Origin of the sequence: Nodosilinea sp. LEGE 06152 (assembly GCF_015207525.1) — a bacterium.
GTDB lineage: Bacteria > Cyanobacteriota > Cyanobacteriia > Phormidesmidales > Phormidesmidaceae > Nodosilinea.
This window is the reverse complement of sequence record NZ_JADEWR010000011.1, coordinates 154030-175421: the sequence shown is the minus strand read 5'-3', so window position 1 is coordinate 175421 and position 21392 is coordinate 154030. Positions and strand designations below refer to the sequence as shown.

Annotated in this window: 17 protein-coding genes; 5 read left to right on the top strand and 12 right to left on the bottom strand. The window is 58.9% G+C overall.

All coding sequences use genetic code 11. The features are described 5' to 3' along the window. Window positions 1-22: 22 nt before the first annotated feature. The 4 genes from IQ265_RS29500 to IQ265_RS16235 form a co-directional block, all read right to left on the bottom strand. The gene (locus IQ265_RS29500) at window positions 23-1192 is read right to left on the bottom strand and encodes a glycosyltransferase (protein ID WP_194055455.1); all 1170 of its coding nucleotides are present in this window, start codon (window positions 1190-1192) and stop codon (window positions 23-25) included. After that, window positions 1189-2997: an ABC transporter ATP-binding protein gene (locus IQ265_RS16245; protein WP_194055453.1), complete on the bottom strand. Its 1809-nt coding sequence runs from the start codon at window positions 2995-2997 to the stop codon at window positions 1189-1191. The genes IQ265_RS29500 and IQ265_RS16245 overlap by 4 nt, the downstream gene beginning before the upstream one ends. A gap of 6 nt (window positions 2998-3003) precedes the next feature. Then, the gene (locus IQ265_RS16240; RefSeq protein WP_194055451.1) at window positions 3004-4287 is read right to left on the bottom strand and encodes a glycosyltransferase family 4 protein; all 1284 of its coding nucleotides are present in this window, start codon (window positions 4285-4287) and stop codon (window positions 3004-3006) included. Window positions 4288-4698: 411 nt separating this feature from the next. After that, window positions 4699-7341, bottom strand: coding sequence for a DEAD/DEAH box helicase (locus IQ265_RS16235; RefSeq protein WP_194055449.1), 2643 nt, complete (start codon window positions 7339-7341; stop codon window positions 4699-4701). A gap of 591 nt (window positions 7342-7932) precedes the next feature. On the opposite strand from IQ265_RS16235, the gene IQ265_RS16230 reads away from it, so the two are divergent. Continuing rightward, entirely contained in the window at window positions 7933-8412 is a 480-nt protein-coding gene (locus IQ265_RS16230; protein ID WP_194055447.1) for a hypothetical protein, read from the top strand. 91 nt (window positions 8413-8503) lie between these two features. On the opposite strand, the gene gloA is transcribed toward IQ265_RS16230, so the two are convergent. From gloA to IQ265_RS16210, 4 genes are all read right to left on the bottom strand, one after another. Continuing rightward, window positions 8504-8935 (bottom strand): lactoylglutathione lyase, encoded by a 432-nt coding sequence (gene gloA, locus IQ265_RS16225; RefSeq protein WP_194055445.1) that lies wholly within the window; start codon window positions 8933-8935, stop codon window positions 8504-8506. A gap of 62 nt (window positions 8936-8997) precedes the next feature. Beyond that, a complete protein-coding gene (locus IQ265_RS16220; protein WP_194055443.1) occupies window positions 8998-9912 on the bottom strand; it encodes an SPFH domain-containing protein in 915 nt (304 codons plus the stop codon). A 328-nt stretch (window positions 9913-10240) separates the two neighbouring features. Further along, complete coding sequence (gene pheT, locus IQ265_RS16215; RefSeq protein ID WP_194055441.1) at window positions 10241-11884, bottom strand: phenylalanine--tRNA ligase subunit beta; 1644 nt, start codon at window positions 11882-11884, stop codon at window positions 10241-10243. A gap of 362 nt (window positions 11885-12246) precedes the next feature. After that, window positions 12247-12774: a Dps family protein gene (locus IQ265_RS16210; protein WP_194055438.1), complete on the bottom strand. Its 528-nt coding sequence runs from the start codon at window positions 12772-12774 to the stop codon at window positions 12247-12249. Between the two features lie 209 nt (window positions 12775-12983). Here IQ265_RS16210 and IQ265_RS16205 point away from each other — a divergent pair, with 209 nt between their 5' ends. Then, window positions 12984-13241, top strand: a complete 258-nt coding sequence (locus IQ265_RS16205) for a hypothetical protein (RefSeq protein ID WP_194055436.1) — start codon at window positions 12984-12986, stop codon at window positions 13239-13241. Between the two features lie 104 nt (window positions 13242-13345). Here IQ265_RS16205 and IQ265_RS16200 read toward each other — a convergent pair whose 3' ends face one another. The 4 genes from IQ265_RS16200 to IQ265_RS16185 all read right to left on the bottom strand — a co-directional run bounded on the left by IQ265_RS16200 (window position 13346) and on the right by IQ265_RS16185 (window position 18175). Further along, entirely contained in the window at window positions 13346-15463 is a 2118-nt protein-coding gene (locus IQ265_RS16200; RefSeq protein ID WP_194055434.1) for a TIGR00300 family protein, read from the bottom strand. A 216-nt stretch (window positions 15464-15679) separates the two neighbouring features. Then, the gene (locus tag IQ265_RS16195; protein ID WP_194055432.1) at window positions 15680-16057 is read right to left on the bottom strand and encodes a hypothetical protein; all 378 of its coding nucleotides are present in this window, start codon (window positions 16055-16057) and stop codon (window positions 15680-15682) included. Window positions 16058-16638: 581 nt separating this feature from the next. After that, window positions 16639-17781 (bottom strand): peptidoglycan-binding protein, encoded by a 1143-nt coding sequence (locus IQ265_RS16190; RefSeq protein WP_194055430.1) that lies wholly within the window; start codon window positions 17779-17781, stop codon window positions 16639-16641. A 157-nt stretch (window positions 17782-17938) separates the two neighbouring features. Further along, window positions 17939-18175 (bottom strand): NfeD family protein, encoded by a 237-nt coding sequence (locus IQ265_RS16185; protein WP_194055428.1) that lies wholly within the window; start codon window positions 18173-18175, stop codon window positions 17939-17941. Window positions 18176-18638: 463 nt separating this feature from the next. Between IQ265_RS16185 and IQ265_RS16180 the strand changes: the two genes are divergently transcribed. From IQ265_RS16180 to IQ265_RS16170, 3 genes are read left to right on the top strand one after another with little or no spacing between them, the layout of a single operon-like run. Further along, window positions 18639-19994, top strand: coding sequence for a nicotinate phosphoribosyltransferase (locus IQ265_RS16180; protein WP_194055426.1), 1356 nt, complete (start codon window positions 18639-18641; stop codon window positions 19992-19994). 45 nt (window positions 19995-20039) lie between these two features. Continuing rightward, window positions 20040-20684 (top strand): nicotinate-nucleotide adenylyltransferase, encoded by a 645-nt coding sequence (locus IQ265_RS16175; RefSeq protein ID WP_194055425.1) that lies wholly within the window; start codon window positions 20040-20042, stop codon window positions 20682-20684. Continuing rightward, window positions 20645-21391, top strand: coding sequence for an NUDIX domain-containing protein (locus IQ265_RS16170; RefSeq protein WP_194055423.1), 747 nt, complete (start codon window positions 20645-20647; stop codon window positions 21389-21391). Before IQ265_RS16175 ends, IQ265_RS16170 begins: the two co-directional genes overlap by 40 nt. Window position 21392 lies beyond the last annotated feature (1 nt).

Below are 21392 nucleotides of genomic sequence, written 5' to 3'. Positions count from 1 at the left end.
GGGGGGTGGATGGGTAGGTGGGTTAGAGGGAGTGGGTAGGGGTGGGGATAGGGGAGAGGCAGGTGGCGACGGCAGCGGCGATTTCCTGGGTGAAGCGTTCGGTGGAGAAAAGGGATTTTTGCTGGACTAGGGCTTCTAACAGGGCGGACTGGCGATCGCGACTTTCCAGCACCGCCACGATTTTCTCGACGGCATCCTGGGCATTGCTAAAAATGATGTCTGAGTTGGCGGCGTTGACAATTTCGATTTGGCCGCCCCGGTTGTACACAAAGGGAATCATGCCCGCGTTGACCATCTCGGCGACCGAAATGCCGAAGGGTTCGGGCTTGTGATGAATGCCGTAGCGGCAGCGGGCCAAAATCTTGAGATAGTCGGCGTAAGGCAAATCGCGGTGGAAGGTGACCCAGTCGGCGTTGGCCGCTGCCAGCTTCTGCACCCGGCGCTCGTAACCCCAGCCGTAGGTGCCACCACCGCCGCCAGTGATATGCAGCTTGACGTCGAAGCCTCGCTGCCGCACTGCCGCCAAAATTTCAATCACGCGGTGGGTTTGCTTGGCCACCACTACGCGCCCGCTGCACAGAAAGGCGGTCTCTTTGTCGGGCCAGGGCACGAGGGCGATCGCCGTGGTTACGGGCGGGTAGACTACCTGAGCGTCGATGCCATAGGTTTGCTTGACTACCCCAGCGGTACAAAAGGAGTTGGTCAGGGAGCGGTTAGCTTTGAGATTGGCCTCAGAAAACCGCGACAGCTTCAGCATCAGCTTCATGATTGGGCCAGCTTTGGCCCAGGGCTGCTCGACTACATTGACCCAGTGAATGTATTGCAGACCTCGCTGGCCCAAGTCAACGGCGTTGTAGGTAGAGATAGCCAGGTCGTACTGGGCGCTGATTGCTTTGAAGCGGCGAATTGACCAGTGAATAAATGCCAGTCTGACCCAAGGCAGGTTGGCAATTAGACCGTGGACTAAGCGGGTAAGACCGGGGCTGAGCAGGGGGCGCACTTGCAGGCGATCGCGGCTTAGATCGGTACCGTACATGGCGTTGAGATGGTCCAGGTCAACGCCCGTGAGCGTGCACAGGGTGACATCGTAGTCGTTGACCAGGGCCACCAGCACCCACAGCGCCACGGCCTCGGCCCCGCCGCCGAGAAAATAGGGCTGCCAGACGGCAATGGTTTTGCGTGAGTTGGTCATGGGGTCACCGCCGGTTGTTCAGCAAACTGCATCGCGTGGAGCTTGGCGTAGTGCTGGCCCCTGGCTAGAAGTTCTCGATGCGTACCCACCTCCACCACTCGCCCGTGGTCGAGCACCGCGATCTGGTCGGCCCGGTGCACCGTGGAAAGGCGGTGGGCAATCACCAGGGTGGTGCGGTTTTGGCTAAGTTCGTCGATCGCCTGCTGCACCAGCCGCTCAGAGACCGTATCGAGGGCGCTGGTGGCCTCGTCGAGAATAAGGATTTCGGGGTTTTGCACCAGGGCGCGGGCGATCGCCAGCCGCTGCCGCTGTCCACCCGAGAGCATAACGCCGCGATCGCCAATGGGTGTGTCGTAGCCCTGGGGCAGTTTGAGAATAAACTCTTCGGCATTGGCGCGGCGGGCCGCTTCAATTACCTCCGCTTCGCTGGCCTCGGGGTAGCCGTAGCAAATGTTGTCTTTCACCGACGCATTGAAGAGAAACGTGTCCTGGCTCACCACCCCTACCCGACGGCGAAAGGCGCGAATGTCGAACTCCTTTAGGTCAATGCCGTCGATCTCGATCGCCCCAGAACTCGGGTCGTAAAAGCGGGGCAGCAGATCGGCCAGGGTAGACTTGCCGGCTCCCGACGACCCCACCAGAGCCAGGGTTTGCCCCCTGGGCAGCGTCAGATCTACCTCTTGCAGCGCCCAGCGATCGCCCTGGGGATAGCGAAAGGAAATGTGGTTAAAGCGAATGCCCTCGCTGAGCTGCGAAAAGGGGCGATGCCCGGAGGCCATAAAGGGTTTGTCGCTGCGGTTGAGAAAGGCATCTAACCGTTCAGTGCTGGCCACGTTGCTGGCAAACTGGCTACGGCTGCTGTTGAGCTGACCGATAAACGGCAGCATGCGAAACAGCACCACCAGGTAAATCAAAATAATTGAAGAGAAGGTTTCTAGCTGGCTGGCAAACAGCGATCGCCCCACAATAATCAGCGCAATGAAGGCCATGATGCTCAGCATTTCGTTGACCGGGCCAATGCTGGCAAATACCAGCTGCGACTTAAATTCGGCCTCTTCTCGCTGGTCTACCAGGCGGTTGATAATGGCGTACTCCCGGTCTTCGTTGGCGGTTGTTTTGACCAGACGAATGCCGGAGAGCACCTCAATCAGTCGATTTGATAACGCCGCCGCGGCGCTAGAAAGCTCTTGACCAAATACTTTAGCTTGATTAATAGATACCTGATTGGCTAACGCAACCGTGGCCATCAGCAGCGCCGAAACCAGCGTTAGCTGCCAGGAAATAGCCATTAAAATAGCCAAAAAAACCAGAATGGTTACAATCAACGTCGCAATTCTAGCCAGGGTTCTGACCGCCGTTGCGACTCGATTGACCTCAGTGTTGAGGTAGTTCATCAAATCGCCCAGTCGAACATTGGCGTAGTAGTCTAAATCGACATCCAGCAAAAGCCGCAGCCCGTCTCGGCGCAAATTACAAACATAGTCTCGGCTGAGCAGGCTAGAAATTGCTGTGCCGCCGTAGTTAGCCAGGTTCTTAAACAGCAGCGCCACCAGCAAAAGTGCCATGAGCGCCAGGGGCCGATAGTCGTCAGATACGCCGTCGAAAATCGAGAATAGCGAATTGAGCAGCGGCGGAAAATCGGTATTTCTAAGAATATCCTGGCCCAGTAGATCGAGCATCAACGGAATGATCAGCGTAATGCCAATGCCGTTAAAAATGGCTCCCGACAGGCCAAATACAATAGACAATAAAAACCACAGCGGCGATTTTCTGGCAACGTTAAGAATTAGGTGGTTAGCACTCATAGTGATTTATAAATTGGCTAGCAAATGGTCTAACTGAGTCGCCATCGCGGTAATGCTGTAGTGCTCGCAACATCGGGCTCTGGCCCTTTGCCCTTGGGCCTGGGCCTTGGGCCAGTCGGCAAAAATAGCCTGGATCTGAGCGGCGAGATCAGCCGGTGAATTTGGCTCGGCCAAGTAGCCGGTATCGGCCAAAATTTCTGGTATGTCGCCCACCCGCGTTGCCAAAATAGGCTTTGCCATCGCCATACCGTCGGTAAGCTTGAGCGGAAACTGGGCCTGGGCGGCGGGAGTTTGGCGCTGGGGCACAACGACGACGTGGGCGGCGGCAATCACCCTAGGCATGTCTCCGTAGGGTTGTTTGCCCAGATGAATAACGTGCTGGGGCCAGCGATCACGCAGGGTGCGATCGTAGTCGTCGTAGGGGCTGCCGCCAACGATCACCAGCTTCAGGTCGGGTTGGTTCAGCTGATCCAGCGCCATCAGCACATCCTCGACGCCTTTGTAGGGACGGGGTGCACCGGGGAACATCAGCACCCGGTAGTCGCTGAGGCCGTAGGCGGCACGGCTGGCTTCTGAGTCGTAGCGATCGGGGTTAAATAGCTCGGTATCTTTGCCGTTGGGGATCTTGACCCCGCCAAAGCGCCGCTGCAAAAAGTTGTTGTGGGTGGTGACCAAATCGGCCTTGGCAACCAGTCGTTCTATCCACTGCAAGTAGAGGGGATGATCCGGGTGGCGCAGCGCCCCCCCAGGTTTGAGCAAATCTCGCAACCGCTGTCGGGGCTGGGGACGATAGCGGTAGTCATCGCCCCCATGCCAGCTCAGCTCCCAGTCGTCGATATCGAGAATGACTGGGCGGCGGGGCCAGGAGTGAGACATCTGGCGGTGCAGCAGGGCCAGCCCAAAGCTGCTGGGTTTGAGCTTGTAGGCGTAGACAATGTCGCCACTGAGCTGACGAAAAAGTTTTGCCACCGCCTGAGGCCCCAGGTGCGCCGAGGCAACGGGGATGGTGTGCAGGGGAATACCAGCGGCAGCGGTAGGGTTTTCCTGTATTGGGTTCTGGCGATCGCCCCTCCCACCAGGCCCATCGCCCTTCGGCGAAAAACCGACGATTTTCACTGGATAGCCCATGCTTTGCAGCGCCTGCCCCAGCAGAAAAGGGCGCACCGCACCACCCCAGCGCCCCGCCCCCTGACGGGATAAATCGCTTACCAGGATCGAAATTCGGGGTTGCACCCCCTGGGCAGTAGGGTTTGTAGGTTTGGGCCTGGCGGTGGGGCAGTGGTCAAGCATGGGGTCTACGGAGCCAAAGAGGGGCCAGTGGCCTGAGGATATTTACGTAGATCGGAAACGCACCTCCATAGCTTGCCCATCTTTGACGCTAACCTTAAGGTGCAGCCAAGACCACCTCGGCTTTTAGCGCCAGACAAGCCAACGCCCGCGGCTGCTCTACAACCGCAGGTTAGACAAAATAGAGCCTAGCAGTCTGCCAAGCCGAAGAGGACGGGTTATACCAAGTCCGAGTTCAAAAACCCCAGATCGGAACAGGTATCTCGTAGGGGCAAACAACCGTTTGCCCTTAACCAATCGGGGCTAGGTAACCAGGATTTAGTATTAGTGGTGGTTAAAGCCCGCCGTGCACCTTAAACCCTGGGCCGTTAGAGCCTGTCACAGTTAACTTGATCAAGGGCTAGGCCGTAACCCTCAGCCAATTTCTTCATTAACTGGGAAGCGGTTCATAAGTTCTTTGGCCTCACGGGCGTTGCTGCGCAATGCATCGCTGATGTAGGGCACATGGGGAATTTGGGACAGCACATCAATCGTGCGGCGCAGAATACGCACAATATCGCCCTCATCAAGGCTAGTGTTGTCGCACAGCGTTACCCAGTCAACTCCGTTGGCCCACTGCTCGACCATACCCACCAGGTCGTACTCTAGCCAGATAGGGGCAGTGATGTGGCGACGGTGCTGCTGCTGGTAGAGCTGCCGACGCAGGCTGTGCAGTCCGCCCAGGGCCTCTTCTACAGTGCCGGAGAGCTTGTAGCGGCACCAGCTGTCGGGGCGCGAGTTTTCGGTGACGAGGGCGGCAAAGGCGGCGGCCAGCTGGGCGGTGTTGAGGTGGTTAAGCTCGCCCGACTCCAGCGCCAGGGCCAGCCACAGCTCGTTGTCGCCGCGAATGGCGGCGGCCATTTCGCCCAGTTCGGTGGGGCGGTTATCGGCGAGGCCGCCAAAGTGCTTCAGCACATCCATGATGTTGAGAAATTCTTGCCAGTAGCGACCGGTGTACTGGGCAAGTTTGGCCTTGCGATCGCGCCATTCATCCTCTAAATCGCGCAGCCGCTTCTGGCGCTTGAGCAGCGACTTGGTATTCTCCCACTGGCTGGCGGGGTGTTTGGCCAGGGTGTGCTCGACCTCGCGCATGCGATCGAGCTGGTCTTGCACCTCGGGGGCCAGCATTTCGAGGGTGGGCGGGGTGGCCATGGTGGCGACGATCGCGGCGGTGTAGTCGTCGCCCCGGCAGCGCTTGCCTGGACTGGGCGCTAGCTCGCTGGGTGGAGCCAGGGTATCGACCGCCTGCAATCGAGGAATATCGGCGTGGAGGCCCACCACATCGGCGGCGGTGACCACGTACCACTGGTTAGTCTTGGTCAGGCACACCAGGTAGGGAAACTGCCCCGACCCCTGTACCTTGGTGACCAGCACGGCGGGCACCGGCTCGCCCACGGGTATGTGCTTGCCCTTGAGGGAGAGCAGAGTACCCGCGATCGCAAAGGGTACCATCTTGGCCACGTCGTCGGCCAGCACCTGGGCCGCCTGCTGCTGCAAGGTTTTCAGCAGTCGTCGCTCTTCCTTCAGACGCTCTTTGAGTTTGGCGTACTCGGCCAGCAAACCTTCGTCAAAGGCGGCGAGCTGGGCCTGCTGGTGAGCGATCGCCCCCTCCAGGCGTTCAATCTCCTGCTGCTGGGGCACCAGATGCAGGGTGGCCAGGTATTGGCCAAAGCTGCGCTCGATCAAGTCTTTGGCCTCATCAATGGTGTGGGTTTGCAGCAGGTTGAGCACCATGCCGTAGCCGGGGGTAAACTGGCTGACCAGCGGGTCGGCCCCCGATGTGGCCAGGTGCACTGCCTCCCGCGAACCCTCGAAGGGGCTTTCAACGGTAACCACGTGACCCTGCTCATCCATGCCGCGCCGCCCGGCCCGGCCCGCCATCTGCAAAAATTCCGACGAAGTGAGCAGGCGGTGGCCCATGTCAGTGCGCTTTGACAGGCTGGCGATTACCGTGGTGCGGGCGGGCATGTTGATACCCGCCGCCAGGGTCTCAGTGGCAAACACCACCTTGATCAGCCCGGCCTGGAAGAGTTCTTCTACCAGCCCTTTCCACAGGGGCAAAATGCCCGCGTGGTGGGCCGCAATGCCCCGGTACAGCGGCCCCACCTGGCCCGCCCGCCCGGCGTCGGGGTTGTGGGCTAGAAATGTGTCAATGCGGAGCTTGAGTTCCTGCGCTTCCTCGTCGGTTACCAGCGACATATAGCTGACTTCATCCACCGCTTTGTCGCAGCCGCGACGGCTAAAGATGAAGTAGATGGCGGGCAGCATATCCCGCTCTTGCAGCTGCCCCACCACAAAGGGCAGGCTCACCCGCCCGCCGCCCCGCTTGCCGGGCTGGCGCTGGGGAGCCCGCTGCTTTTTGAGCTGGGGGTTAATGGCTTTTTGGCTGGCATCGAGCAGGGGCACCAGCCGCTTGCCGGTGCAGTAGTGAAACTGCAGTGGCACCGGGCGAAAGTCGGAATAGATTAGCTCGGTGGGGCCGTGGACTTTTTGCAGCCAGTCGGTGAGCTGGCCCGAGTTTTCGACCGTGGCGGAGAGGGCCAGCAGCTGGATTTCGGGCGGGCAGTAGATGATCGATTCTTCCCAGACGGTGCCGCGCTGGCGATCGTTCATGTAGTGGCACTCGTCGAGCACCACGGCTTCGACCTGCTGCAGCGTGGTGCCGGTTTCGCCTATGCGGGTGCCGTAGAGCATGTTGCGAAAGATTTCGGTGGTCATCACCACAATGGGGGCATCGCGGTTGATAGAGAGATCACCCGTTAGCAACCCGACGTTTTCGTAGCCAAAAGCCATCCGAAAATCGCGCAGTTTTTGGTTAGAAAGCGCCTTCAGAGGCGTGGTGTAAAACACCCGTTTGCCGTGGGCTAGGGCGCGATGAATGGCGTATTCACCAATTAATGTTTTGCCAGAACCGGTGGGGGCACACACTACTACAGACTTGTCGGCATCGAGGGCCACTGCCGCCTGGTGCTGAAAATCGTCGAGGGGAAATGGAAATAATTTGGCGAGGTCTAGCACGCGGTTGGCACTGTGGTAAGGGCGTCACTATTCTAGTGTGCCAAGAGATTCATGAAACGGATGACTAAGCCACCGCCAATTTGAACAAACTCCAGATTCTAAAGCTGCTTTTAGGGAAGCGCTATTCTCAACCCATCGCAGCGAAGTGGGTTATTTTTTAGCTGCGCTAGGGGCTGTCATCAATCGCAACTTTATACTTGGACTGAGATGAGATCTAGGGCTTTGCAGACTCACTGGTTGATTGGGGCTAGACGGGCTGGGGCAATGGTGCTGAAACAGGCTGTTGGTCTGGGCAACGTTCACCGCGATGCTCGCTTTAAAGTAATTCCTGTCTTTAGTAGTAGCGCAGGCTCTGCGCGAAGTGGCCCCTATCAGCGGCTGCATACTGTTGGCGATCGCGCTTTGAGCTGATCTTTGCCTATGCCCAGGCTTAGTTGCTGGTACCTAGGGAGAAAGCTTACACAACCTTTACCCAAAATCGCTGCATTACCCGAATTTTTAGCAGGATTTTGCCTCTTTAAGCCTGAAAATTACCCTGTGATGCCTAAGTGGGCCAGCCGCGCGCTGGCTCCTGATCTGAGAGGAGTGACCATGAATCTAAAATTTGCCCTGTTGTCAGTTGTCACATTGGGAGCGTTGGCAGCGCCTCTGCCTGAAAGAATCGCTCCTGCTGCGGTTCAAGCTCAGCAAGCTCCTGAATACTATGTTGGTGCTGGTATTCGAGCCGGGTTTAACGACAGCACCTCGTTTGTAATCGACTCTAAAGCCCAAGTTCTGGAGCTAGGAGCCAGAACGACCCTTTCGGTGCGCCCAGCGCTGGTCTTCGATAACGGTACCGAACTGCGGTTGCCGCTCTCAGTAGACTACGCCCTCGATCAAGGGCTTTACCCCTACGCTGGGGCCGGGGTAGCCTACAACGCCGACGGTCGCTCTGCCATTGACCCGATGATCACCGCTGGGCTCGACTGGGGCATCACCCGCCGTGTAGTCATCGACATCAACGGCAGCGTGCTGTTTAAGCCCAGCGACACCGACGCGGAGATCACGGCTACGGTTAACTATGCTTTTTAAGGATTGCTAGCAGGGGTGCAAGGTATAGGGTTTAAGGTGTAGGGCCAAACCTTGAACCCGTACCTGAAACCCTATACCCTGTCTACCTTTCCTAACTAACCGCCATCTCTGGCTCGGCGGCTTTGCGATGCCCCTCAGAGCTGCCCATCTGAATTAGTTCGACTTTGTAGCCATCAGGGTCTTGCACAAAGGCGATTACCGTCGAGCCGTGCTTCATGGGGCCAGGCTCGCGCACCACCTGGCCGCCCTGGGCTTTGATGCGATCGCAGGTGCCGTAGATGTCGTCTACGCCCAAAGCAATGTGGCCGTAGGCATTACCCAAATCGTAGGACTCTGTACCCCAGTTGTAGGTCAGCTCCAGCACCGTGTGGTCAGCCTCGTCGCCGTAGCCGACAAAGGCTAGGGTAAACTCGCCGCCGGGGTAGTCTTTTTTGCGCAGCAGCTGCATGCCCAGCACATCGCAGTAAAACTGGAGGGAGCGATCGAGGTCGCCGACCCGCAGCATGGTGTGGAGTAGTCGCATGGTGAGTTTGCTCTCGTAGTTGGCCTTTATTATTATGGCCACGACACCGCCAGGCGTGACGGCTAGTCTTCGGCGGGCTGGCGCAGATGGCCCAGCGCCTGAGACAGCTCCATCGGAAACAAAATCACCGTATTGGACGGACTTGCCCCCAGCCCGTCGATGCTTTGCAGGGTGCGCAGCTCTAGAGCGATGGGGTTGGCCGCCATGATCTGGGCGGCGGCGGCTAGGCTCTGGGCGGCCAGGCGATCGCCGTCAGCTTTTGTAATCGTGGCCCGCTTCTCCCGCTCCGCTGAGGCCTGGCGCGACATCATTCGCTTCAAATCCTCTGGCAGTTCAATGTCTTGCAAACGAATGGAGTCGATGTGCATGCCCCACTCCTGCACCTGGGCTTCGACAATGGTGCCAATCTGAGTTTGAATCTGCTCGCGCTCCGACAGCAGCTCATCCAGCGACAGGCCGCCCACCACGTCCCGCAGCGCCGCCTGGGCATACTGCGATACCGCAAAGCGAAAGTCTTGAATCGAGGTCACCGCCTTTTGAGCATCGCTGACCTGAAAAAACAGAGCGCTGTCAATTTCAGCGGGCACGTTGTCCTGGGTAATCACCTTCTGGCGCGGAATGTTGATTACCAGCGTACGCGTGTCGATAAACTGCACCGACTCCAGCACCGGCACCACGTACATCAGCCCCGGCCCTCGCACATCCTGAATTTTGCCCAGCTGCAAAATCACCCCCCGCTCCCACTCGGCCGCCACCCGCACACCGCCGACTGCTACGCCCCAGACCACCGCTACCACCACACCAGCCGTTAGCCCAGCAGGGCGCTGGCGGGGAGCCAGCCCAAAAAAGAGGAGGGCAAACAAGACCACCACCGGCACAAAAAACAGCACTTGCCGCACGCCACTGCCAAGGGAAACATGGCCTTCGGTAGGTTTGGCGTAAACTCGGTTGGGCTGCTCGGGAGATGGTTCGGTCATGGCTAGGTCTGTCAGGGTGGATGCTGACTAAGCTAGCCAAACCAAGTCAGCGTGGCGGGTCGCGTCACAATTTTGTGTGCAACCGTAATATTTGATCACCGTGCGGCCAACACGTTAGCCGCAGTCGCTTTAGTTAAGACACTTTGACGGGCAAAATCATCTGGTAGGGACATTGCACCGCAATGCCCTTGGGCCGAACCTGCCATAGCTCAGTGGACGTTTGCAATATCAGCTGATGGCTAGGACGCTCGATACTCAGGATGTGTTACCAGGCACGTGAGTGTTCTAACAAAGCCAACCTTGCTACACCTGCGTTAAGCAACGCCGTTTACTCAACCCGCGCACCGGACTTTTGGATCAAACTGGCGGTGCAGTTCAGTTCGCCCGTGCAGACCGGTTCCGGAAACGAAAAATGCTCTAGCACCTGGGGATGAATTTCGCCAAACTCCCCCACCGGCTGCCCGCTAACGAGCACCGTGGCGGCGCGGCCAGTAATGTAGTAAGGCGCGTCGCACACCGCCAGGTCGTAGCTTACCCCCAGCGCCTTCAACATAGTTTGCATATAGGCTTTGGCGGTGGTAAACGAGGCACGGGCGTCGAGGCTGGCGAAGCCCCAGCACTGGCTTTCGTGAATCTCTTCCGAGGCGCTGAACCGCAGCACTTCTCCCGTTTCGTAGATGTTAATGGGCTTGGGGGCGCTGATATTGCGGGCTAAAATATCGAGCAGCCCGGCCTGTAGGGTGGGGCGAGTGGCGCTGTAGGTGCGGCTTTTGGCGTTGCCGGTCTGTAAATAAGGGGCCGCAAACCAATCGAGAATGTCGGGGTCGGTGAGCACGTAGCTTTTAACTTCGGTTAGCTTCATGCGCTGGGCCAGATCACCCACCTTGAACATGACCTGGCGCAGCGGGTCAGCCTCTCCCAGGTGAAACTTAACTGCCAGGGGTTCAGCCTGGAGGGTGGCGATGCCGAGGGCGACCAGCAGATCGCCTGCGATATCCACCTGGCTAAAAATGTCGGTGCGGTAGGTGGGCACGTACACTACATCGGTACCGCTGACGTCTAAATCCATTCGAGACAGTACGTTTCCCAAGCTGCTTTTGGGAATGGCGGTACCCATAATTTCGTTCAGGTACTTGGCAGAAAACGGCACCGCGCGACGGGCCAGACTGGGAGTGGTAATGGTACCCTCGGCAGTCACAATATCCACAGTCTGCACCTCGGCCCCGGTGTCTAAGAAGTTGTGGGCCAAAATGTTGGCGGTTTCCAGCACCGTTTGCGGCAAAATGCCGGTGACATCAATCAATAGGTTGCGGGTGCTAGCCGTTACTTCGCCCGCCCCGGCCCCGTTGATGATTGGCGGCATGGAGAGCACGGTGCCGGTGGCATCGCGCAGGACTGGGGCATGGTGATTCTCTTTCAGGGTATGGGCGTAGAGTTTGCCCGCCGGGTGGGTTTGCAAGATTTGCCGCGCGGTCATGGGCTGGGCGCTGTGCAGGGGCACAAAGGTCAGCTGATCTAACGATTCTGCACCGTAAGTCAAGTCGCCGCTGATCTGGTCGAGGTCGTAGACGCCGATCGCAATTTTTTTGCGCTGGCGACCAAAGGTTTGGGTCACTTTTTCCTGAAACTGCACCAGCACCTCTAGCCCACCGTCCTGCAGATCGGCCCCGCGCACCACTAGGGCGGCAATGTGGGGGCGCAGGGGCAGCACCTCGGGCAGCACCGTCACCTGGCGACCTGAGGGAATGAGCTGGTCGGGCACGGTGCGGGCCAGTCCGTTGTAGATGTTGATGGCGCGGGTAAACCCTTCCGCCGCCAGCAAGTCGGGGCGCTCGGCGGTCACCTCAACCTCCAGGGTTTGGTTGCCCAAAGTGGCATCTAGGCCGTAGTCAAAGGCCTGCTGGGCTAGCTGCTGTGGGGGGGTAGCAGTGAGCCGCTGCAGGTAGGCGAGGGGAAAGGTGACGGTGGGCATGGGTGAGAGGGTGGTTTACTGGGGGTGAGCGGGTTGGGGGCTTTTAGCGATCGCCTCCGAAGGTTGCTGATGCCCAWCCGAGGGAGTTGGACTCAGAGTAATATTCCTTTGGGATGAGCTGAACCATTCCCTAGGTTATCGGTTCTTGCGGGCACCATTCCCTAGGTTATCGGTTCTTGCGGGCAGAATGGCACAACAAAAATACCCTGCTCGCAACCTCTCTCTTTTAAGGGGCTGCAAAGCAGGGTAAATTGCAAAGCTAAGGTAGAAACGCGGCTAACCTTTGAAGTTGGAAATAAAAGAAATTTATTCCTTTACGGGGTCAGCAGGGCCGATTGATGCGGTGACAGCAGGCCGTTCTACTACTTGTTAGAAACTAGCTCTTTGTCGCGCTGGCCGCTGGGTTCTAGGGATTCGCCCTCAATAAACGATCGCAGCATCCAGGCCATGCCTTCGTGCTCTTCCATCAGACCGGTCAGAAAGTCCGAAGTACCTTCGTCATGGAATTCTTCAGAGGTTTGGTCGACAAACTCACGCAGGTTGCGAATAATCTGCTCGTGATCGACCACTAGGCGCTGAACCATTTCTGATGCACGGGGTAGATCGCCAGCGTGCTCCTTCAGAGAGGCGTTCTTAAGAAATCCTTCGGCTGTGCCTAGAGGATAGCCGTTCAGCATGCGCACGCGCTCGGCGATCGCGTCAATGTTCGCGGTCAGGGCTTCGTACTGCTCTTCCCACAGCTCGTGCAGGCTGCGGAACTGAGGCCCAATAACATCCCAGTGGTATTTCTTGGTTTTAATTAGCAGCAGGTAGGCATCGGCCAAAACTTTGTTGAGAATGTCGACTACGCCCTGACGCTGCTGATCGGACAGACCAATGTTGATGCTCATAAATTTGGTTACTCTTTGCGGTGTGACTGCGTTCTGCTCTATCTAACCGCAGCCGCTCGCAAATCTCATCTATCCTCTGTGGGAAACAGGACAGTAACCGTCTCTTCCTTGAGATTGTTTCGCTGCCGTAAGTCCTCCATCGGTTAGATGTAGAGGGGGGATGTTGGTAATAGCTTGGGAAGCAGATGTAATCAGAAATGGCTTTGCATATGGCTAGTTCATCTCCGCTGACCGGCGTAATTTTGGTAGATTGTGCACGAGCAAACGCCAGCGAGGGGCTTGAAACCGCAGCCGAGCGGTGTGGCTATGGCAACGACACGGCAAAATTTCAGACGGCGCTGAGGACGGCCTGTAGCGAAATGAACGTGGAGATCGAGGGCCTTTCTGATCTAGAGGACGATGATCCTGCTGCGGTGCGGGCCGAACGGGGTATGGTCGTGGCCCCAGACACCCCCAGCGAGTTGTAGGCTACTAGGGCATTGGCACAGTAGGGTTAAAAACCCGGTTTCTCGGTCAGCCTGTTAGGCCTGCCAGTGGGGCAGCGACGAAGAAACCGGGTTTCTGTAATGGCTTACGCCTTGGATACGATGTGGCGCTGGGTGAGGCGATCGAGCTGCTTCACCAGCAGACTGAGGAAGAGGCCCACATCGGTGACGACCCCGATAGACTCCAGTGAACCGCGATCGGCCAGCTTGGTCACCACGGCAGGGTTGATGTCTACACAGACCATTTTCACGCCCGCCGGGGTCATGTTGCCGACACCGATCGCGTGCAGCATGGTCGAGAGCATCAAAATCAGGTCGCAGCCTTCGATCAGGCGGGCGTAGTCGGCCTGGGCCTTGAGTAAATCCATTTGGGTGTCGGGCAGGGGGCCGTCGTCGCGAATGGAACCGGCCAGGGAGAAGGGCACGTTGTTCTTGACGCACTCGTAGAGTACGCCGCGCGTCAGCACGCCCTGCTCAACGGCGCTGGCGATGCTGCCGCAGCGGCGAATAGAGTTGATCGCCCGCAGGTGGTGGCGGTGACCGCCCCGCACCGAGGTGCCCTGCTTCATATCGACACCGAGGGAGGTGCCGAGCATGGCCTGCTCAATGTCGTGAACGGCGATCGCATTGCCCCCTAGCAGCGCCTGCACGTAGCCCTCGCGAATTAGCCGCGACAGGTGGTCGCCGCCGCCGGTATGAATTACCACCGGGCCAGCCACCACAGCTACTTTGCCGCCCTGGTCGCGCAGACGGCGCAGATCCCAGGCCACCTGCTCGACAATTAGCTCCACCCGGCGCTCGCTCGAAACGCCGGAACCCATAAAGCTAAACTCTTCGGCGCTGGCGCTGGCGGCGGCGCGACTGCGGTCTTTGGTACTGCGTACGCTGCGAATGCCGTCGTAGCCGACAATTACTTGATCGCCCACCGCCAGGTCGCGCAGCAGTTTGCAGGTGGCCACCGGCTCGGTTTCTGACACCACAATCACGCCGTCCATGCGCTGGCCCTGCACCCGCACCCACTGGCCCCGCACCCGCACCTCAGTGGGGTAAATGGTGGAGCTGTAGAAGTCGTCGGGGGCCACCCCGGCCTGGGTAATGGTGACCAGACGGGCATCCTGCTGATCTTCGGGCAGGGCTACCGCGCCCAGGTCGATCAGCTGAGCCATGATCTCATCCATCACCTCGCGATCGGGGGCTGAGACACGAATTTCGGCTGACGAGGTGCTCTGGCGCTGCTCGCCCAGGTCAAAGTTCAGCACCTGAAAGCTGCCGCCCCCTTCCATGACTAAATCGAGCGCCCGGCTGACCAGACCCGAGTCGAGCAGGTGGCCGGTCATGGTGACGGTGCGGGCCAGCAGACCGCGATCGCGGGCCGGTTCGGGGTGCAGCGGCTCGGTGACGCGCAGGGTGAGGCACTTGGCGGCACCGCCAGCTTTGAGAAATTCGGTCAGGGGGGTTTCGACCACCTCAAAGCCCGCCTCGGCCAGGCGCGACTTTAGCTCATCGCTGGCCTGGTTCATGATCACAATGCGATCGATATTGACGGCATTGCAGGCAAAGTTGATGGCGTCGGGCTCGTCGATGGCGATCCGCTTTTCGGGCGGTACCCGCATTTCGATCAGGCGGTTTGAGTAGGCGTCAAAAGCGGGGGGGTAGTAGAGCAGGTAGCCGCCGGTCAGCGGGCAAAAGCAGGTGTCGAGGTGGTAGAAGCGCTCGTCCATTAGGTGCAGCGACAGCACCTCAATGTTGAGCCACTGGGCCACCAGCCCGTGAGAATCGAGTTCGGTGCGAAAGCCGTAGCCCGCCCACAGCCAGCGCCCTTCGCGATCGAGCAGGGCATCACCGGCCCCCTCAAAGGGCAGCTCGGGGGGCAGGGTAAACACCTGGTGCCCCTGGGCTTCAAACCATTCCTTAAAGAAGGGCTCTTCGCCCTGGCGCTCGGGATGCAAAAACCGGCTCAGCACCACCTGGTTGCCCAAAATCAGGCCAGCGTTGGCGGTGAACACCATATCGGGCCAGCCCTGCTGGGGCTTAACCAGATCGACATCGGCGCGATCGGCAATGGTTTGGTAAAGGCCCTGCCACTGCTCCTGGGCCGTTTCGAGCGACGAGCGGTGAATGTTGCCCTCCATCCAGGGGTTGATCACATAGTCCACCTCGTAGTGGTGGGGGGCGCACATGAGAAAGCGAATGGAGGAGGTCATAGGAGGAATGCTGACGCTAGGGGACTGAATCGAGCCAGTGGGCTAGGTAATGTGGGCTATTTGCCCTGGGGCACTCAACAAACAGCGCTGAAATAAATAGCGTTGAGGGCCAACATATTATTTTAGGCCCTCAACGCTGTGAGTTGATTCAGTTGTCATGAGTTCTGGAGATTGAGGCAACCATTGGCCTCTGTCGACCCTCAGGGAATGCTGCGACTACTCTCCAGCGGGCAAATCGGTGAAAAAGTGGGCCTCGGTCAGGCGATTGTTGGTGAGGATTGCGCTGGTCAAATTGCCGTGGTGTAGACGACGGGTCGCTGCCAACTGAGTGTTGCCCACGGTCGCCGATGGCTCAAGGAAGCTATCGCTAAGAGAAGTCGCCCGAGCTGACACCTTAACGGGAACTAGAGCCGACTGGGTAACCAAATCGGCCGCTTCAGCCTGGTTGCCCGACGAATCGAACCCAACCGCCAGCATGAAAGCCGCTAGACCAATTACCAAGGCCACACGAATGTCAATGACCTGGAGTACCTGGATGGCCACGTCTTGCACAGCAGACCAAAACGCTGGGGATGACTCGGTATCGTTAAGCAAGGTAAAACTCCTCTGCACTACTGACCCAGTTACGGAGATTCGTCAGGGTCAAGCCAATCAGCTCATCCGCCGAATCTTTAGGGATTCCACCGAGGCGCTTGAAGCAGCTACCGAAATAGCTATAGGCGCAAATCAATGGTTTTACTTAGATCTGTTATACACATAACGTCATAAAGTCACAAGTTGTTAAGCCCTAATCCCAGGGGCCAAGCCTGCCGACAGAACCGCTAAAAGGCCGATGGAATCTAGGGTTGGGGCGTTTGCTAAATTTAGTCTATGGATTTTTGCAAATCATAGATTCCTTTCAATATTTGGGCTTTCCTGCCCTCGACTGCCGGAGAAATTGGGTGAACGGTTAAGGGCGACGCCCCAGTCTTCCCATCGTTACGACAGGCTCAACTTTGCGGAGGAGCTGAGCCTAGCGACACGATCGAGGGCGACTAGGCAAGCGGCGATCGCAACTGTCGGCAGTCCGATCACCATTCTGCACCTGGCTCGACTAGATAGCCAAGACGGCGATTGCACAAGAAACTACCCATCAGGGCTATGCCCCAGAATTTTGAAGGCTGCTGTGCTGACCGCTAGAGAGGCTCCAGCCAGAGGGAAAAGATCCAGCCGCCGTCGCTGAGCTCTGACCAGTTGCCCGAGGTGCGCCCGGTGACGTTAACAATCGAGCCATTGGGTACGCTTCTGACAAAGCCAAATTCAGTGCCAGGGCCGTCGAACMCCGAGGTTGAATCGCCATCGGTAACAACCCGCCTTTGGCTGCTGCCCGAGGGTGGGTTGGTGGGGTTGGGGCTGGGGCTGGGGTTGGGGCTGGGGTTAGGGCTGGGGCTGGGGTTAGGGCTGGGCTGGGGCGTAGGGGCCGTTGCCCGGTAGAGAGCCTGCCAGGTAGCCGCATCGACGATGCCGGTAACAGGTAGGCCGTTGACCCGCTGAAATTCACGCACGGCGGCCTGGGTCGTTGCGTCGTAGATGCCGCTGACGATGAAATTGGGGGGCAGAAAGCCCGTCTGGCGCAGCAGCCGCTGCAGTTCTATAACGTCGGCGGTGGGGTCTGGGTTGTCGGGCCGAGTGGTGGTCGGTGGTCGGTCGTTTTGAATGGGGCCGCTGTACTGAATATGGGTGCTATCGACCCAGTTGCCGCTGGTCAACTGCGCCCAGCCCACGTTAAACCGCCCCGTTAGCGCAATACGGCTGCCGTTGGTGAACTGCCCTACCACCGGGTACTCACGGCCTGGGCCAGAGCGAATGTTGAGAGCAAAATTCTGCGGTGTGACTACCGTGGCCAAGTTGCGATCGCTGCCCGTAGACGGATCAGTCGGCACCGTTCCCACGGGGGACGCGCTGACCAGATTGCCCGCCACCCAGGTGGTATCGACCAGCTGTACCCAGCCGTTGCGGCGTACCCCCGATACCTGCAGGGCGCTGCCTCGGCGCACCTTGCGGTAAACACCGTTGTTGGTGCCGGGTCCCCAGCGGACGTTGAGGGCATAGCCCTCGGGCGTGGCCACGTAGACCGTACCGCCCCAGCGGTGGCTGTTAGCCAGTGCCGGACCCGTTAAACTACTGCTTAAAACGATCGCCCCCGCTGTCAGTGCCACAGCGCCCGGCATTCGCCACCCCTTACCCGAACGGGAAGCCGCTAGCTGAACCAGGTTGGGGTCGCTCTCTAGGCTAGTTTCCCAGACTAGCCACAGCAGGTTTTGAGCCAGGCTATCCATAGGTCAACGGGGATGGCGGAAAGAATTGGGTAAAACTACCTCAAGCATAGCGGTTTTTGCTGAATATCCAAGGATTATTGCCAAAATGCGGTGGGTCGAGTACCCAAGCTGCCGTTGGGAGGGCCGTAGGCGGAGCGATCGCCCCACTTGCACTGGGCTAAGCCGCTGCCAGAGGCGGCACAATGAGCAGCGTCAGCCCGTAGCGGCCTACCACCGTGACCCAGCTCGACGGAGCCAGTCCAGTACCGGCGGCATCAATGACGCCTTCATAGAAACGAGCCGGCCAGTAGGTGCCCTGGTAGTAAACTCGCCCCTCTAGCTGGGCGGTAATGGGGCAATCTACTCGGGCGGCTTTGGGAGTATCAAAGAGTTCCAGGGTGTGGGTCAGATTCATGGCTATCCTCCCGAGGGATTTGTTGAGTGCTTACTTGTAAGTGATGGTTGGGTACTGCCTGTGACAGGCTCAGCAGGGCAGCGGTACTTTTAGAACTGCTCCAAACCAGTAATGAAGGACGATAGGGGGTGCAGCGCTGGCCCAACGCTAGCCCTATGACAGATATTGAATCGTTTGTGTCGGCAGGTTGATCGGCGTTGGCGATCGCTACCCTGAGCCAGCCACCAGACGGCTTTTATCAGTAAAAACTACCAAAACACGAGCCGTTTTTAGCCCTGTAGAACCTGGGGGAAAATGTCTGAAAAACAGACCTCAGCTTTGATGCAGCGGTTGTAGCTCATTATGTAACGGGCGCTACTCGCCATTGGGATAACCATTGCCTAGAGGGGGCCTCAAACCAAAGAAGCCCTGGCAAACCCAGGGTAATTATGGTATAAACAACTAAAACTAGCCGCACCTCACCATGACCTATTCAGCGCTTCTAGCCGCTCCCGAAGACTATGGTTTGCTAACCGATCTCTACCAGCTCACCATGGTCAGCTGCTATGCGGGTGAGGGCATAGCCGATCGCCGGGCCAGTTTTGAACTTTTCACCCGCCGCCTGCCCAACGGCTATGGCTACCTAATTGCCATGGGGCTAGCCCAGGCGATCGAGTATCTGAACAATCTGCGGTTTTCAGAGCACCATCTAGAGGCCCTGCGGCAAACGGGGCTGTTTGACCGCGCCCCCGCCGAATTTTGGCAACGGCTAGAAAATGGGGTATTTACAGGCGATGTGTGGGCGGTGCCGGAGGGCACGGCGGTATTTGCCAATCAGCCGCTGCTGCGGGTTGAGGCCCCCCTCTGGCAGGCCCAACTGGCCGAAACCTACCTGCTCAACACCCTCAACTACCAAACCCTGGTGGCCACCCGCGCCGCTCGCCTGCGGGACGTGGCGGGGCCAACTACCAAACTGCTGGAGTTTGGCACCCGCCGAGCCTTCAGCCCCCAGGGAGCGCTGTGGGCGGCGCGGGCGGCCCTGGCGGCGGGTTTAGACGAAACCTCCAACGTGCTGGCGGCGCTAGAGCTGGGGCGCAGACCGGCGGGCACCATGGCCCATGCCCTGGTGATGGTCTTTGCCGCCCTGGAGGGCCATGAGGACGACGCTTTTAAGGCCTTTCAGCGCTACTTTCCGGGGTCGGCCCTGCTGATCGATACCTACGACACGTTGGCGGCGGCAAAACGGCTGGCGGGTCAGGTGCCGCCGGTAGCCGCAGTGCGGCTCGATTCGGGGGACCTGGTGGAGCTGTCGAAGGCGGTGCGATCGCACCTGCCCGAAGCCAAGATCTTGGCCAGCGGCGACCTGGATGAGTACGAAATTGCTCGGCTGCGGCGGGCGGGGGCCGCGATCGACGGCTACGGCCTGGGCACCAAACTGGTGACCGGCGACCCGGTGAATGGCGTGTATAAGCTGGTCGATATCGATGGCGTAGCAGTGATGAAAGAATCAAGCCACAAGACGACCCTGCCAGGGCGGAAGCAAATTTTTCGGCGCTACGACGGCGACCAGGCGGTGGGCGATCGCCTCGGCCTGGTAGACGAGACCGCTGCCTCCGGTGAGCAGCCCCTCCTACAGCTCGTCGTCAAGCAGGGTCAACCCTTGCAGGGGTTAGAATCGCTGGATGCGATCGCCGCCCGCACCGCGGCCTCGGTGGCTAGCCTGCCCCTGTCTGTGCGGCAGCTAGAGCATCCTGCCACCTACGAGGTAGCGCTCTCCAATGCGCTGGAGGATCTGGCGGCGCGCACCCGTCGCCGTTTGTCACCGCTACCTCAGCCCTGAGCCTGGCTCCTCTGACCTCGCCTGACCTAGATCAATCGCCGCCCTATGGATTGCCCTGAGACGCTTCGCATCGCCCTGTTTGGCACCAGCGCCGACCCACCCCACCGGGGGCATGCCGCTATTTTGGCCTGGCTGGCCACTCAATTTGACCACGTGGCCGTATGGACGGCGAACAACCCCTTCAAGGCGCACCAGACCGATTTGGGCGATCGCTTTCGTATGCTAGAGCTGCTGATCGACGAGCTAAATACCGACGAACGAGATGTCCCTCCTCGCCGGGTGCAGGTCCACCCCGAACTGAGCCACCTGCGCACCGTTGTCACCCTGGAGCGAGCACGACAAATTTGGCCCACGGCCCAGTTTTCTCTCGTCATCGGGGCCGACCTGGTCGAGCAGTTACCCACCTGGCACCGGGCTGACGAGATCTTCGCTGCGGTAAACATTCTAGTGATTCCGCGCCCAGGGTATGACCTCACCGAGGCGAGGCTGGCCAGTCTGCGACAGCGCACCACGGTAGCTGTCGCGGCCATGCCTGCGATCGATGTGTCGTCGTCTCGCTACCGGCAGTGCGACGATGGTGCCAGCTCTTCCAGCGCCCCCAATCTCACTCCAGCGGTGCAGTCCTATATTGCTCAACACCACCTCTACCCATGTCCGCAAAACTCCACCGAACCGCTAACCACTCCCTGAGCCCGGTGCCCCTGGCCGACTTCAAGGTGGGGGTCGACAACGTCATTTTCTCCGTCGATACCCAGCAAAATCGGCTGCTGGTGCTGGTGGTCATGCGCCCCGATCCACCGTTTGCGGGCTACTGGAGCCTGCCCGGCACCCTGGTGCGCCAGGGCGAATCGCTAGAAGACGCCGCCTACCGCGTGCTGGCCGAAAAAATTCGGGTTAATACCCTTTACCTGGAGCAGCTCTACACCTTCGGCGGCCCCGATCGCGACCCCCGCGAGTCGCCGACGGCCTTTGATGTGCGCTACCTCTCCGTCAGCCATTTTGCCCTGGTGCGCTTCGAAGATGCCGAGCTGATCGCCGACGGCGTCAGCGGTATTGCCTGGTACCCCCTGGCCCAGGTGCCCCAGCTCGCCTTCGACCACAACGAAATTTTGGCCTACGGCTACCGCCGTTTGCGCAACAAGCTGGAGTACAGCCCGATTGCCTTTGATGTGCTGCCCGAAGTCTTTACCTTGGGCGACCTCTACCAGCTCTACGTCACCGTACTGGGGGATGGCTTTTCTGATTATTCCAACTTTCGCGCCCGGCTGCTGAAGCTCGGTTTTTTGCAGGATACTGGCCGCAAAACCTCGCGGGGGGCTGGTCGGCCCGCCAGCCTGTACCGGTTCGATGCCGCCGCATTTGAGCCTTGCAAAGATAAACCGATGGTGTTTATTTGAT

Bases quoted from the DNA above. Each gene is read 5' to 3' on its own strand.
- IQ265_RS16185 (WP_194055428.1), bottom strand. From the start codon at position 18,175: ATGAATCTGACCCACACCCTGGAACTCTTTGATACTCCCAAAGCCGCC.
- IQ265_RS16180 (WP_194055426.1), top strand. From the start codon at position 18,639: ATGACCTATTCAGCGCTTCTAGCCGCTCCCGAAGACTATGGTTTGCTA.
- IQ265_RS16230 (WP_194055447.1), top strand. From the start codon at position 7,933: ATGAATCTAAAATTTGCCCTGTTGTCAGTTGTCACATTGGGAGCGTTG.
- IQ265_RS16245 (WP_194055453.1), bottom strand. From the start codon at position 2,997: ATGAGTGCTAACCACCTAATTCTTAACGTTGCCAGAAAATCGCCGCTG.
- IQ265_RS16200 (WP_194055434.1), bottom strand. From the start codon at position 15,463: ATGACCTCCTCCATTCGCTTTCTCATGTGCGCCCCCCACCACTACGAG.
- IQ265_RS16210 (WP_194055438.1), bottom strand. From the start codon at position 12,774: ATGAGCATCAACATTGGTCTGTCCGATCAGCAGCGTCAGGGCGTAGTC.
- IQ265_RS16170 (WP_194055423.1), top strand. From the start codon at position 20,645: ATGTCCGCAAAACTCCACCGAACCGCTAACCACTCCCTGAGCCCGGTG.
- IQ265_RS16205 (WP_194055436.1), top strand. From the start codon at position 12,984: ATGGCTAGTTCATCTCCGCTGACCGGCGTAATTTTGGTAGATTGTGCA.
- gloA (WP_194055445.1), bottom strand. From the start codon at position 8,935: ATGCGACTACTCCACACCATGCTGCGGGTCGGCGACCTCGATCGCTCC.
- IQ265_RS29500 (WP_194055455.1), bottom strand. From the start codon at position 1,192: ATGACCAACTCACGCAAAACCATTGCCGTCTGGCAGCCCTATTTTCTC.
- IQ265_RS16220 (WP_194055443.1), bottom strand. From the start codon at position 9,912: ATGACCGAACCATCTCCCGAGCAGCCCAACCGAGTTTACGCCAAACCT.
- IQ265_RS16175 (WP_194055425.1), top strand. From the start codon at position 20,040: ATGGATTGCCCTGAGACGCTTCGCATCGCCCTGTTTGGCACCAGCGCC.
- pheT (WP_194055441.1), bottom strand. From the start codon at position 11,884: ATGCCCACCGTCACCTTTCCCCTCGCCTACCTGCAGCGGCTCACTGCT.
- IQ265_RS16240 (WP_194055451.1), bottom strand. From the start codon at position 4,287: ATGCTTGACCACTGCCCCACCGCCAGGCCCAAACCTACAAACCCTACT.